The sequence below is a fragment of the Paenibacillus sp. ACRSA genome (assembly GCF_022346845.1).
GTDB lineage: Bacteria > Bacillota > Bacilli > Paenibacillales > Paenibacillaceae > Paenibacillus.
The window spans coordinates 172621-185407 of the sequence record NZ_JAKRNP010000001.1; the positions used below are offsets into that span (position 1 = coordinate 172621).

Annotated in this window: 11 protein-coding genes; 2 read left to right on the forward strand and 9 right to left on the reverse strand. The window is 43.7% G+C overall.

The features are described 5' to 3' along the window. Window positions 1-43: 43 nt before the first annotated feature. From MH215_RS00765 to MH215_RS00775, 3 genes are all read right to left on the reverse strand, one after another. Window positions 44-733 carry a GerMN domain-containing protein gene (locus tag MH215_RS00765; protein ID WP_239287084.1) on the reverse strand — a complete coding sequence of 230 codons (690 nt, stop codon included), beginning with the start codon at window positions 731-733 and terminating at the stop codon, window positions 44-46. A gap of 35 nt (window positions 734-768) precedes the next feature. Further along, the gene (locus MH215_RS00770) at window positions 769-2175 is read right to left on the reverse strand and encodes an N-acetylmuramoyl-L-alanine amidase family protein (RefSeq protein WP_056696840.1); all 1407 of its coding nucleotides are present in this window, start codon (window positions 2173-2175) and stop codon (window positions 769-771) included. Window positions 2176-2428: 253 nt separating this feature from the next. Continuing rightward, window positions 2429-3838 carry an N-acetylmuramoyl-L-alanine amidase family protein gene (locus tag MH215_RS00775; RefSeq protein ID WP_239287085.1) on the reverse strand — a complete coding sequence of 470 codons (1410 nt, stop codon included), beginning with the start codon at window positions 3836-3838 and terminating at the stop codon, window positions 2429-2431. 337 nt (window positions 3839-4175) lie between these two features. Between MH215_RS00775 and MH215_RS00780 the strand changes: the two genes are divergently transcribed. Further along, on the forward strand, window positions 4176-4745 hold the full coding sequence (locus tag MH215_RS00780; protein ID WP_239287086.1) for a hypothetical protein: 570 nt from the start codon (window positions 4176-4178) through the stop codon (window positions 4743-4745). Between the two features lie 120 nt (window positions 4746-4865). On the opposite strand, the gene leuD is transcribed toward MH215_RS00780, so the two are convergent. Then, window positions 4866-5468: a 3-isopropylmalate dehydratase small subunit gene (gene leuD / locus MH215_RS00785; protein WP_056696836.1), complete on the reverse strand. Its 603-nt coding sequence runs from the start codon at window positions 5466-5468 to the stop codon at window positions 4866-4868. Between the two features lie 30 nt (window positions 5469-5498). Beyond that, window positions 5499-6920, reverse strand: a complete 1422-nt coding sequence (gene leuC / locus MH215_RS00790) for a 3-isopropylmalate dehydratase large subunit (protein WP_239288645.1) — start codon at window positions 6918-6920, stop codon at window positions 5499-5501. Window positions 6921-7246: 326 nt separating this feature from the next. On the opposite strand from leuC, the gene MH215_RS00795 reads away from it, so the two are divergent. Next, window positions 7247-8170: a LysR family transcriptional regulator gene (locus MH215_RS00795; protein ID WP_056696987.1), complete on the forward strand. Its 924-nt coding sequence runs from the start codon at window positions 7247-7249 to the stop codon at window positions 8168-8170. Between the two features lie 232 nt (window positions 8171-8402). Here the strand turns inward: MH215_RS00795 and MH215_RS00800 are convergent, their stop codons facing one another. The 4 genes from MH215_RS00800 to MH215_RS00815 form a co-directional block, all read right to left on the reverse strand. Next, on the reverse strand, window positions 8403-8588 hold the full coding sequence (locus tag MH215_RS00800) for a hypothetical protein (protein WP_145047428.1): 186 nt from the start codon (window positions 8586-8588) through the stop codon (window positions 8403-8405). A 144-nt stretch (window positions 8589-8732) separates the two neighbouring features. Beyond that, window positions 8733-9551 carry a carbon-nitrogen family hydrolase gene (locus MH215_RS00805; RefSeq protein WP_239287087.1) on the reverse strand — a complete coding sequence of 273 codons (819 nt, stop codon included), beginning with the start codon at window positions 9549-9551 and terminating at the stop codon, window positions 8733-8735. Between the two features lie 69 nt (window positions 9552-9620). Continuing rightward, window positions 9621-11306 carry an ABC transporter substrate-binding protein gene (locus MH215_RS00810; protein ID WP_239287088.1) on the reverse strand — a complete coding sequence of 562 codons (1686 nt, stop codon included), beginning with the start codon at window positions 11304-11306 and terminating at the stop codon, window positions 9621-9623. Between the two features lie 215 nt (window positions 11307-11521). Then, a complete protein-coding gene (locus MH215_RS00815; RefSeq protein ID WP_239287089.1) occupies window positions 11522-12541 on the reverse strand; it encodes an ABC transporter substrate-binding protein in 1020 nt (339 codons plus the stop codon). Window positions 12542-12787: the final 246 nt, after the last annotated feature.

The following is a 12787-nucleotide window of genomic DNA, read 5'->3' on the forward strand; positions in this document are numbered from 1 at the left end:
AATTCCGCAGAGTACACGGTAAAACAACATTTGAAGATCTCTATTAAGATCTCGTCATTGGATGTTCCAAATCCACATGGCCCATCAAACTCTCGGACTGTTGTCCGTCCACCAATAGATCAAGTGTTTTCACTTCATCAAACTGGAAGAATGTTTTTTTCAATGCATCGATGGCGAACACTTCTCCACCAGCACCAAGTCTAGCCGTATCCGGCATGTGGATATCCAGTGTAAGAGCACCATCCTTGAATTGAACAGACTTCAACTCGATCTCCTTGGACCACAATGGAACGAGTGTGTCATCTGTACTTTGTTGTAAAGCTTCAAAAGCAGACTTATATTTGTCTTCTTCCGCCGCATAGGTCACAGTTGCCGTAGATTCATGCAGTTCTAACTCCTCTGCATCTGTGAAGAAAACATTGATCGTCTTCTTCTCTGTCGCTTGCGAAGCATCCGTTTTCCCTGTGTTTTCCGAGCTTGGGCTTGTCCCCCCTGATGAATTCGTTCCTTCTGTTTCAGACGTCGTTGTGTCTGGTGTTGTTGTCGAAGTCGTTTCATCTGGCTCTACAGTGGTAGGTTCGGTAATCTCCGTCTCACCTTGTACTTCTGTCACAGTATCTTCGGAGCCTGCACCTTGCGTCTGAGGTGGAGCGGTTGTCGGCTTGCTTCCACATCCCGCAGCGACCGCCATAACTGTTACTAGTAGTGCTGCAATCCATAATTTTTTGTTCATTCTAACTCCGCCTCCTGTACATAAGGAATTCACCCTTATTTGATTCCCAGATACTCCTTGATCCCTGCAACGATACCTTTGGCTACACTATTTTGGAAACTTTCCGTAAACAGTGCTGCTTCGTCACTCTTGTTGCTCAGGAATCCACCTTCCAGCAGAACAGCAGGCATCGTAGTTTCGCGAGTTACATGGAGACTAGCCGTTTTAACACCGCGATCCTTCAACCCTGATGATTGCAACAAATGCTTATGCATTACTTTTGCTAATGCCTGGCTGGTAGCACGAGAATAAAATGTCTCTACACCATTCGCCGCCGCAGGTCCACTGTTAGCATGGATAGAGATAAAAATATCTGCTTTCAGACTTTCAGCGATTCTCACACGTTCTTTCAACGCTAAAAATGTATCATCGCTGCGCGTCAGCACAACGTCAATGTTCGATTCTTTCTTTAACAAGGCTTCTACTTTCAGTGCCATTGCTAAGTTAAAGTCTTTTTCTCGTTTGCCTGTTACGCCGATCGCACCTGGATCTTGGTCACCGTGCCCTGCATCAACAACAACTACCTTTTTACCATTGTTGCCTACTGGTGGCTGTGGTGTTGCGCCTTCTTTGTTCAAGTCAACGATAACTAAGCCAGAGTCGTTCTGCACGTCATAACCTTTGCTACCTGACAAATCAATAACAAATCTTACGGTTGATGGCGTATTGCTGTATAACGAATAACGAATCTTAGATACGTCTGGGTATCCGTTCACAACAAGTTGTCCATTCTGATTGCTATCAAGAGCTTGTCCTTGACTGAAAGAATCAGCAAATGCCGTATTAGGCAGATCGATAACAATTCGATCCGGTCCTGTCATCGTGAAGACGTTCGGCTTCGTATCTCCGCTCGTTGCAATTAAGAAGCGGTTATCGCTGAAGCTGATGCCGTTCACCAGTACAAGACCTTCCTGCGTATCTCCGCTGTTATTGCCGGAGTTCGGGGGAGTAGTCGTTCCGTTTCCGGAACCTGAATTCTGGGTAACTAATGTTACCGTCTTCGTGGTATTGTTCCAACCCACCTTAAGACCCATTTGTTCACCAACAAATCGGAGCGGAACAAGTGTCGTACCATTTTTCACGAGTGGCGGGACATCCAGGTTCACGTTACTGCCGTTCACCGTTGCCGTCTTCTGTCCAACAATCATCTGCATGGCAGTGTTGTCTTTGCTTATAGTCACGGTGCTTGTCTTCTGTTGCCAGTCCACACCATATCCTAGGCTTTCGGAAATGACCCGAATTGGAACCATCACACTGCTGTTGATGTTTTCCGCTTTGGCATCCGAAGGCTGCACAATCTCTTTCCCATCTAGGATAATTTTCGTATCTGTTGCTGCATGACTATAGCCCGGGAAAACGAGCCCAAAGACAAATAACAGTACCAAAAAACCGAACTTCTTCATCCTTCACCCCTACCATTCTCATATTTTTTTGCCACACGTTGCGGAATTTCAGCTCTGACTGACTACTTGGGCATTACCAGACACCTATTAGACGCCTCCAACACGCAAAAGTTGCGAATATATTCCATCATCACTGAAAAAAAACGTTGTTAAATCAAGCTTTTTCTACATTTTTATGGTTTTAATTTCCCATTATTCACAACTATGCATCTTGAAACAACGAACTGGCCTAATCATTAAAATTACGACTATTTCAATCTTTGTTCAAAAATTCTACTATTCCATCGACGATGGCTTGTGCACATTTGTTCTGATAATCTTCGGTGAACATTATCGCTTCATCCGATTCATTACTTAAAAATCCAAGCTCTAGAAGAACGGCTGGCATTGTTGTTTCCCTCGTCACGTGCAAACTTGCCGTCTTAATGCCACGATCTTTAAGTCCCGTAATAGGCAGTACATATTTATGTAGGATATCCGCCAACTCTTTGCTCTCTGAGCGAGTGTACAGCGTTTCTACCCCATTAGGCACAGGTGTCGTAAATTTATTACCGTGAATGGACACAAAAACATCAGCATGATTCATTTCAGCTAAATCAACACGCTGCTGCAAGGACAGTTCCGTATCATCCTTCCGTGTAATGACAGTCTGAATGTCCGTATAGGGCTGGAGTAATGCTTGTACTTTGAGCCCTACAGCCAAATTAAAGTCCTTTTCATATTTGCCTGTCACACTAACCGCCCCAGACTGTCTTCCTCCATGCCCTGGATCGATGATAACAACCTTTGTCCCGTTAGGAACTTGCACAGCAGGAGGCGGAGTGATTGTTGTTTCATCACTACTAAGATCGATCAGTATCTTTTGATTGTCTCCCAGTGACCACTTCGCAGTAGCGACATGACTTAAGTCAAAGACAACTCGTACAGTAGCGGGAGAATTGCTAAAGTTAGCATACCGAATCTGGGTAACAAATACAGAGTCTGTGACTAGAAAACTGCCGCTTCCATCTGGCTTGGAAGCTTGTCCTTGAATAAATTGTTGTGAGAATGTAGTTCCCGGCAAATCTACAATGATACGATCCGGATTCGTAAGCGTGGACAGCTTTGGAGTGATGTTTCCGTTGATTCCCAAGCTAAGCTGATTTCCGCTAAAGTTAATGCTATTTAGCTCTGAAAGATTGACCGATACAGGTGTTTCTATCAAATCTTCTTCGTTATCTACTTCTACTACAGGAGGAAGGCTGGATAGGCTTACGGTCTTGGTTCCATTGTCCCAACCTACATTTAGACCCATGCCCTCACCAACAAAGCGCAACGGAACTAAAGTCGTTCCTTGTTTGATTAAAGGAGGCGCATCCAAGCTTACTTTGGTTCCATTAACAGTAGCTTCCTCTTGCCCAGCAACCATCTGAATACTTCTTGCTCCTTTTAGCACACTAACCGTCTGCGTCGCTTTCTCCCACTTCACTTCATAGCCCAAATTTTCGGACACCACTCGGATGGGAACCATCACTGTCTTGCCCGTATTTTCAGCAGGAGCTCCCGTTTGCTGCTCAATCGTTACACCGTCCAGTACGATGGAAGGAGGCGTGTCAGCATGTACCATTGTAGGAAATACGCACAGGAATAAAATAAATACAAAGACTGCCGACCATTTTCTCATACATCATCCACCATTCTGTTGGTCTGTTGAGATTTCCAATATCTCTAGGTATAAGCACATGTCTAACGTTATGTAGCCTTCCATAATCTACTAACCAGTTTATCAGATATCCTGTCATATTCCGGTTACAACGTTGTCATAATTGGTCGGAAATATGGCGAAAAAGAATAAACGTCGATAGATGTTTTCTATTTGTGAATGTAGAATCTATCAATCGTGTTTGTATTGACGTTAGCACTTTTAATGAGGTAACTTTGATTATACATATTATGGAACTTCAAATAGATCACGAGGTCTAAGATATTACAATTACAATCTATCCACATGGAGGTATGGCGTGTTTACTTTATATAAGAAGAAACCGGATGGTAAACTATTGTACGCAGAATACTGGATCGAAGATGGACAGCTTGTCGAACATGCTGGAACCGTTGGCACATTAGGCACAACAAGTCGAATTGATTTTCCCGGGGAATATCATCATACAGACGAATTCAAACGTGATTTTCTATCACGGTATACTAGTCAAGGCTATGAAGAAGCTTCCAAGCAAGAGGCTGTCATCTTACTCATCCAATATCCTATGAAGAGCATATCAGGGAGCAAACGTGATCTATGGCTTAAGGACAAAGTAATGGAGGCATTAACAAGTGAGCTGGGCTGGAGAGGTTTAGGATTCGTAGACGGCTTCGATATGGGCAAGACCAGCAATCCGGTAATACAATACGCCTTGAACATATACTGCCATGTTGTAGATGAGAAGCTCGGCATTCAAGCCGTCAAGCGTGTACTCAGAGAAACAAGGTTAGATTACACTCAGATTAAAATCGCATCGAGAGCAATGAACAGTGATGCAGCATATGTGCTACAATATTCATCCAAGAAAGACCCCGTATTCTACGTTTAAGAGATCGATAGATGATTATTGCACAAAGAGATATGACGCAATGAAAAAAGCTTCTGAATCACAGACGGGAACAAGGTTCCGACTGTGAAACAGAAGCTTTTACTCCTATAATATTAGCAATTAACCAAACAATTTTGCCGCATGGCGTTGCTCATATGCTGTGATTTCATCGTCATGTTGAAGTGTCAAACCGATATCATCCAGTCCTTGCAATAGGAACTGACGACGGTGCTCATCCAGGTCAAACTCAATACGCAACCCGTGTGCATCTGTAATCGTTTTGTTTTCAAGACTTACATTCAATTCGTAGCCATCATGAGTTGCAGTGCGTTGGAACAGATCTTCCACCTGTTCTTCTGACAACTTGATCGGCAAAATCCCGTTTTTGAAGCAGTTGTTATAGAAGATATCCGCAAAAGATGGTGCAATGACACAACGGAATCCGTAGTCCATGATCGCCCATGGTGCGTGTTCACGAGAAGATCCACAGCCAAAGTTAGCGCGAGAGATCAGAACTGATGCCCCTTCATAACGCGCTTTGTTCATTTCGAAAGAAGGAATGTTGTTGCCCTCTTCGTCAAAACGCCATTCGTAGAACAAAAATTGTCCAAATCCAGTGCGTTCAATCCGTTTCAAAAATTGTTTAGGAATAATTGCGTCTGTATCTACATTGACCCGGTCAACCGGTGCAACGATGCCTTGCAGTGTTTTGAAAGCTTCCATATGATCCGTTCTCCCTTCTATTCGTTACAATTAAATAACTGCTTCCGTTTTGAAATTCCAGTCACGTACATCAACAAAGTGACCTTTAACCGCCGCTGCGGCTGCCATTGCTGGAGATACCAAATGCGTACGTCCTCCGCGTCCTTGACGTCCTTCAAAGTTACGGTTGGATGTTGAAGCACAACGTTGACCTGGTTTCAATACGTCTGGGTTCATCGCAAGACACATACTGCATCCTGCATCACGCCATTCAAAGCCAGCTTCTGTGAAGATTTTATCAAGTCCTTCTTTTTCAGCCTGGATTTTGACACGTCCTGATCCCGGAACGACAATTGCCGTAACATTACCGGAAACCGTGTGACCTTTGGCTACTTGTGCAGCCGCACGCAAATCCTCGATCCGTCCATTAGTACAAGAACCGATGAACACATAATCCACTGGAATTTCGGAGATTGGTGTTCCAGGGGTAAGACCCATATATTCAAGCGCTTTTTCTGCCGCTTTACGTTCATTTTCAGTAGGTAGTTCCGCAGGAACAGGTACTTTGGAAGAAATGTCAGTTCCCATACCTGGGCTAGTGCCCCAAGTTACTTGTGGAATCAATGACTCTACATCGATCTCAACTACGCGATCAAACTCCGCGCCTTCATCGGTCACAAGCTCTTTCCAAGCTGCAACAGCTTCGTCGAATTTTGCATCTGCAGGTACATATTCACGGCCACGCAGATATTCAAATGTTGTTTCGTCTGGAGCAATCATACCTGCTCTTGCGCCACCTTCGATGGACATGTTGCAGACAGTCATACGCTCTTCCATGCTCAGTTCACGAATAGATTCGCCTGTGTACTCGATAACGTATCCAGTTGCGAAGTCAGTACCATATTTAGCGATTACTGCGAGGATCATATCCTTCGCCGTTACACCCGGGTTGCGTTTACCAACAAAACGAACTTCCATCGTTTTGGCTTTGGCTTGTTGTAAACATTGAGTCGCCATAACATGCTCTACTTCACTTGTTCCGATCCCGAAGGCAAGTGCACCAAACGCACCGTGGGTTGAGGTGTGGCTGTCACCACAAACAATCGTTTTACCTGGATGAGTCAGACCCAATTCAGGACCCATAACGTGTACGACACCTTGATCAATCGTGTCCAAGTCATATAGCTTAACGCCGAAATCACGGCAGTTCTGCGACAACGTATCAATTTGTTGTTTGGAGATTGGATCAGTAATGTTAAAACGATCTTTCGTTGGAACGTTGTGATCCATTGTTGCAAATGTCAGTTCAGGGCGACGAACTTTACGACCGCTCAAACGCAAACCTTCAAATGCTTGTGGAGAAGTTACTTCGTGTACAAGGTGCAGATCGATATAAAGAATGCTTGGCTTGCCTTCTTCCTGATGAATTACGTGGTTTTCCCAAATTTTCTCAAACATCGTTTTTTTACTCATCATTTTCACCTCATTATAAGTTCGTTCCTTGGAAGAGCCTCTTGTTTCGTTCACATCAGTGAAGCTCTTGAATGACATAAATATATCACTCGTCCATTCATTGTTCCAAGATATAATATCTATAGATGTAATAGGATTAACCTATAACGAGGAAAAACCAAATAAACCACTGCTCTCAGCAGAGGTTTCAATTGATAACAATTATCATTATCATAACCCTATACTACGTTTCTAAACGGATTGTGTCAATGTATTTTAGCAAAAAAGGATTAAACGACTTGAGGGTGATATAATAGTGGCAATGATGAAAGGAATGACCAATGACGATGGAATTTAGACAGCTCCAATATACGTTGCAGATTGCGGCAGAACGTAATTTTTCCCGTGCAGCAGAGAAGCTACATATCGCACAACCTTCGTTAAGCCAGCAATTATCCAAATTAGAAAAAGAATTGGGCGTGCTCCTTTTTCAACGAAATACGAGCACAGTGGAACTGACCCATGCTGGTGTTACCTTTGTTGAACAGGCTCAGAAAATCGTGGATGCGGTTGAGTTGCTCAGACAGGAAATGTCAGACATTTCACAACTTCGTAAAGGCAAAGTCGTTGTAGGCAGTATGCCAATTACCGGCTCCCATCTACTACCGCATGTTCTGCCTGCATTTCAACAAACCTATCCTGAGATTGAAGTAACGTTGCTGGAGGACTCGGGTCTTACTCTAGAGAAACTAACAGCAAGCGGCAAAGCCGATCTTAGCTTGTTATCCCTTCCGCTACAAGAACCAAGTTTATCCTATGTTGTGATCGGTGAAGAACGAATTGATTTGGCCGTGCCTCCAACGCATCCATTAGCACAGCGAGGTGATCCTACCAATCCCATTCCCGTAAGGATGGAGGAGCTTCGTGAAGAGTCTTTTGTTGTCTTGAAGAAAGGACAAGGTTTCCGCAAACTAACCTTTGACCTATGTGAGCAGGCTGGTTTTGATCCCAATGTCGTGTTCGAGAGCAATAACATTGAAACCGTACAATCCCTAGTAGCCACAGGCATGGGTATTACTCTGGTTCCGCGCTTTATCGCACGAGCACCTCGCAGTGAATTTGTACCAGTATATGTGCCTCTGGCTGAGCCTGTACCGAGTCGTACTTTAGTTGTTGCGTATCGTCAGGGACGAGTATTATCCAAAGCCGCTGAAGCCTTCATCCATACCTTCAAGCAGACGGTTGCGAAGCTGTCTGAAGATGATCATTAGACATATATCATTCGAAGTACAGTGCTGCGTTGACTTACACTCTACTCAAGACAAATAAAAGGGAAGACCTGAGGGTCTTCCCTTTTATTTCATACAGCGCTTGCCTATTACAGCAAGCATTCTTCAACTTATTCGAGCGTGTTGCACTGTTCGAGCACAATGTTTCACACGTTTATTGTTTAATCATCTAAGTTAACGTAGAAACGTACATAGGTCGTTTCGATCTTGCGGTTTATTTACGTAAATTACGATCACTCGTCAGCCTGTTCTGCTGATTAACTAGACGTCCTTCATCTGGCGTTCCTTGTTCAGGGGGTGATAGCCCTCCTGCACCATTCTCTAAGAATTGTCTTAAGTGATCTACCCTTGTGTTATCCTGTTCCAGTCTCCTGAGCGTATCTTTCACATGGTTGTCCATTGATTGATCATCCTCCTTGGTGACGGGATAGTTATCATTACCCGTCCACTGAGAGGATAAACACTTATTCTCAATATTTTATAGATTTAAACCAATTTCATAACTCTATAGGTATTATGAAATTGATTCATCTAATTACAGATTTTATTTCTTACCAAAATAAAGTCCCGGTCTCCGATCCTCAAATACTGGAATACGTCCACGAACCTCATCCACCAAGGAAGGACAAATCATTCCCGTTACGATCTCCTCCCCTTCTCCGCCCTCAGCTACAATCTCCCCCCAAGGGTCGATAATGAGAGAATGCCCGAAGAATTCCGTGTCCCCTCCCATTCCTACACGATTACATGCGATCACATACATCTGATTCTCAATAGCTCTAGCCGTCAGAAGTGTACGCCAGTGATGCAAGCGAGGTTTTGGCCATTCAGCTGGTACGATCAGAGCTTTGGCCCCATTCAGAGCTAACGTCCGCGCAAGTTCCGGAAAGCGGATATCATAACAGATGGAAGCCCCTACCGTAAGACCATTTTCCAATTCAAAAATTTCCGGCTCTGCGCCAGGCTGCAAATACTTTTCTTCATCCATTAATCGGAATAAATGCAATTTATCGTAACGTGTTACCTCACGACCTTCCCGATCATAAGCATACATCGTATTGTAAATTTGGTCATTGCGTTTCTCAGCAATGGAGCCACCAACAATCGAGATTTGATGCTTTTTGGCAAAAGCAGATAACCATGCTCGCGAATATTCTCCTTCCGGGTCAGCCAGCTCATGAATTTGCTCCAAGGCGTAGCCTGTATTCCACATCTCAGGCAATACAGCCAAGCCTAGATCAGGATATTGTTCCACTGCTCGCTCAAGCAATGATTGCATATGTTGATGATTAGCCTCAGGATCTCCTAATTGAATATCAGCTTGTATCAAGGCTACTCGCAGTTCTCCTTGTTGTTGTGTCATGACCAGCGCTCCTCCGAAATATAATATTGGATATCATAGCTTGATCATCCTGACGTCTGCAAGTGCGTTTTAGAGGTTGTTCCAAAAGTCCACTTTTGACTGTCTATCAGAACGACGACCTAACAGTTCGGGCAGCAGGCTCAATAGATTCATACGGGTAAGCGCATCTCCCAAGTTCCATATCGTCTCTTCAAGCAGATATACGTGACCCTTTTTCACTGCGTTCAGCCCTTGCCAGGCAGTACTTTGCATTAAAACTTCCGTCGCCTGTCTTGCAATTGGATCTTCCGGTAACATAAGAAAAACCCGGTCTCCTGCATATTGATGCAACGCTTCAGCAGCAATTTCTTTATAAGCTCTACCTGCAGCGAGCGCTTCCTGTACTTTCGCAACTGGCTTGAATCCGAGAGGATGATATAACATCGGAGCAAGTCCAATGTTACCCATCACGAACAACCGTGCACCCCGATGATAGACAAAGACAGAAGCGGTCTCCCCTGTTTGAATGAATGTCTGCAGATTTTGCCACATGTTCATCTCGTTTTCGGTATATTTTGACCACCAATCTTCTGCTTCAGCATATTTTCCAAACCAACTTCCAATCGTGTGAATTCGATCGCTTAGCGTGGCATGAGAGTTATACGCAAGTGTCGGTGCAATCCGAGAGAATTGTTCAAATTGCTGTTCATCACTGCTGTCAAAAATGATCAGGTCTGGCTTCATCTCCACGGTTTCTTCCACGTTAATCGGCTGCACCGCATCATATGCCCGTTGATTCAGTATCGGAAGATCCATGATCAGCATATCCCCTGCCGATTCCCCGTAGTACATGATGCGTGCAGGTATGGCTGGAATATTCACATCATGAGAAGAGAAGTCTTGAACAAGTGTCTGACGCTGAAGAGATCGGTCATATTGGCGGGGCGTGAAACCTGTTGATTGGCGAAAACGTCTGCTAAAATAGTATTCATCTTTAAAACCAACCCTACTTGCAATATCTCTCAGTGGTTCATCGGATTTGCCTAGCCATTCTTTGGCGATTTGGATTCGCACATGATTCACATAATCCAGTGGCTTACGCCCTGTGAGCTGCCTAAACAATGTCGTGTATTGAGCAGGCCGTAACCCTGCTAGCTTTGCAAGTTTTTGTACAGTGATCTCCTCGGCATAATGCTCGTCCACATACTTTATCGTGCTGTTTACTTTTCCTTCTGGACTCAGTTCCGTCTCCAATGAAGTATATCTGTTGATCATCAACCCCATCAGCTTCTGAAATTGCACATTCAACCCAGCATATTCGCTGTCTGTACGATATTCACGCATAGGAAGCATGGATTCTAGTATCCCGCTCAACTGAGCGTATGCATACCCACCCAGTTTATTTCGATGCTCGAATAATGAACGCGTGTATAATTCTGGATCATCCGTTAACACATGAAATACATCATACTCAACCGCCACATAATGCAGAGTAGCCTTATCATCATGTTCGATCTGGTAACTCTCTCCTGGAGCCAGCGGATATATCCTTCCGGATGAAAATGCATACTGTTTGTGACCAATATACAGACGTCCCGTACCTTCCTCACAGATCAAAAATGTGTGTTTTAGGCAATCCTTCTCCAGCATCCTTTGTTCAGGTTGTTCCTTTCGTTGCTCTATACTGCCAAACCGGAACATAAATGCCGAAAAGAACAACGTGTCCTCAACCTGCTTCAAAACAGGCATTGGGCTCACCTCATCATCTATATTCATATTTCTTTCACCTATATTGAGAATAATTATCACTTTATTATACTTTTGGATTATATCGTAGGTATACACATTAATCCAGAACATCGCACGAATTTATACAGCAAAAAGAACATATCAACAAAATGTTGAATGTTCTTTTTGTGTGAGTGTTCACAACGAACAACGATCAGGATATCCCGTAAACTAATTTGAAATTACATTTGCTATCCTGCAGGTTATGGCGTGATTTGTTTAGGAAGTTCTTTCAAAAGCCACTCTCGCGATACCGCATCGCTTGAAGCTTTGACAATATCAAATTCGTACACATGACCCGCTTTGACCGCAGGCAAGTTCTTCCACACGGAGCTATCAAGCAGTTCTTTGGTTGATTGTTTCGCTTCCTCTGGTACAGGATTTAGAATAAATATTCGATCACCCGCAAAATCAGGCAACTTCTCTGTTGAAATCTCAACGAATCCTAACTCTTCATCCAATACTTTCTGGATCTCAGCTGTTGGTTTCAGCCCCCCTGGTCCATACAACAATTGTGGCAGTCCTGCACCCGCCATGACGAACAGTCGATTGCCTGGATACATCGTGAACACCGATGCAGTCTCGTCCGCTTGCAACCCATTATTATGGAGTTGCTGCCACATCGCTTCTGTTGCTTGCTGATGTGCCGTAATCCAAGCCTCAGCTTCTTCCTTTTTATTCAAAATGTCACCTAATGCGTGCATACGATCTTCAATGGAATCAAATGAATTAAATGTTACTGTTGGTGCTACCTTAGAGAGTGCCTCATATTGGTTTTCATCACTGTTGGAGAATATAATCAGATCGGGATTAAGAGAGAGAGACTTCTCTACACTAATCGGGAATCCCACATCCTCAGCTTCAGTGACTTGATCATCATACACGGTTCCTTCTTGACGAAGTATGCCTACTGGAACAACGCCGAGTGCCAGAAGATCTCCCGTAACCTCACCATGGTAAATTACACGTTTGGGTGTTACAGGGATCTCTACCTCATGGCCTGTCCAGTCTGTAAATACTCGAGTTTGAGCTTCATCGTTATCGGTTGAAGTCGTTGTTTGCTCACTCTCTGCTGTTGCACCAGATTGTGTCTCACTGGCTGTGCTAGATTGTTCTGTTGAATTGGCTGTAGAAGTCGATGCCTCGTTGCCACAAGCAAGTAGAAGCATGGATAGCCATGTTAGTGTCAGTAGAACTGCCGTATGTCGTATACCTTTTTTCATTCCCATTTCTCCCCCTAGATCTGTTCAAATACTTTATTTCTCTGTAAAAGACAAATCAATCTTATTAATGATATTGATTATCATTATCGAGTTGTATCATAAAACAAATCATCGTTTATGCTCAATGGACAAACGTAATTTCCTACTTTTCGTTTTGTACAAAAAACCGAAACAACCACGTAGTTAGGAAATATCAGTGCTCTTTTCCCTCTATACAGCTCGGGATTGACGTGATAAATTAATGAA

Bases quoted from the DNA above. Each gene is read 5' to 3' on its own strand.
- MH215_RS00795 (WP_056696987.1), top strand. From the start codon at position 7,247: ATGGAATTTAGACAGCTCCAATATACGTTGCAGATTGCGGCAGAACGT.
- MH215_RS00770 (WP_056696840.1), bottom strand. From the start codon at position 2,175: ATGAAGAAGTTCGGTTTTTTGGTACTGTTATTTGTCTTTGGGCTCGTT.
- MH215_RS00815 (WP_239287089.1), bottom strand. From the start codon at position 12,541: ATGAAAAAAGGTATACGACATACGGCAGTTCTACTGACACTAACATGG.
- MH215_RS00810 (WP_239287088.1), bottom strand. From the start codon at position 11,306: ATGAATATAGATGATGAGGTGAGCCCAATGCCTGTTTTGAAGCAGGTT.
- MH215_RS00775 (WP_239287085.1), bottom strand. From the start codon at position 3,838: ATGAGAAAATGGTCGGCAGTCTTTGTATTTATTTTATTCCTGTGCGTA.
- MH215_RS00800 (WP_145047428.1), bottom strand. From the start codon at position 8,588: ATGGACAACCATGTGAAAGATACGCTCAGGAGACTGGAACAGGATAAC.
- MH215_RS00765 (WP_239287084.1), bottom strand. From the start codon at position 733: ATGAACAAAAAATTATGGATTGCAGCACTACTAGTAACAGTTATGGCG.
- MH215_RS00805 (WP_239287087.1), bottom strand. From the start codon at position 9,551: ATGACACAACAACAAGGAGAACTGCGAGTAGCCTTGATACAAGCTGAT.
- leuD (WP_056696836.1), bottom strand. From the start codon at position 5,468: ATGGAAGCTTTCAAAACACTGCAAGGCATCGTTGCACCGGTTGACCGG.
- leuC (WP_239288645.1), bottom strand. From the start codon at position 6,920: ATGAGTAAAAAAACGATGTTTGAGAAAATTTGGGAAAACCACGTAATT.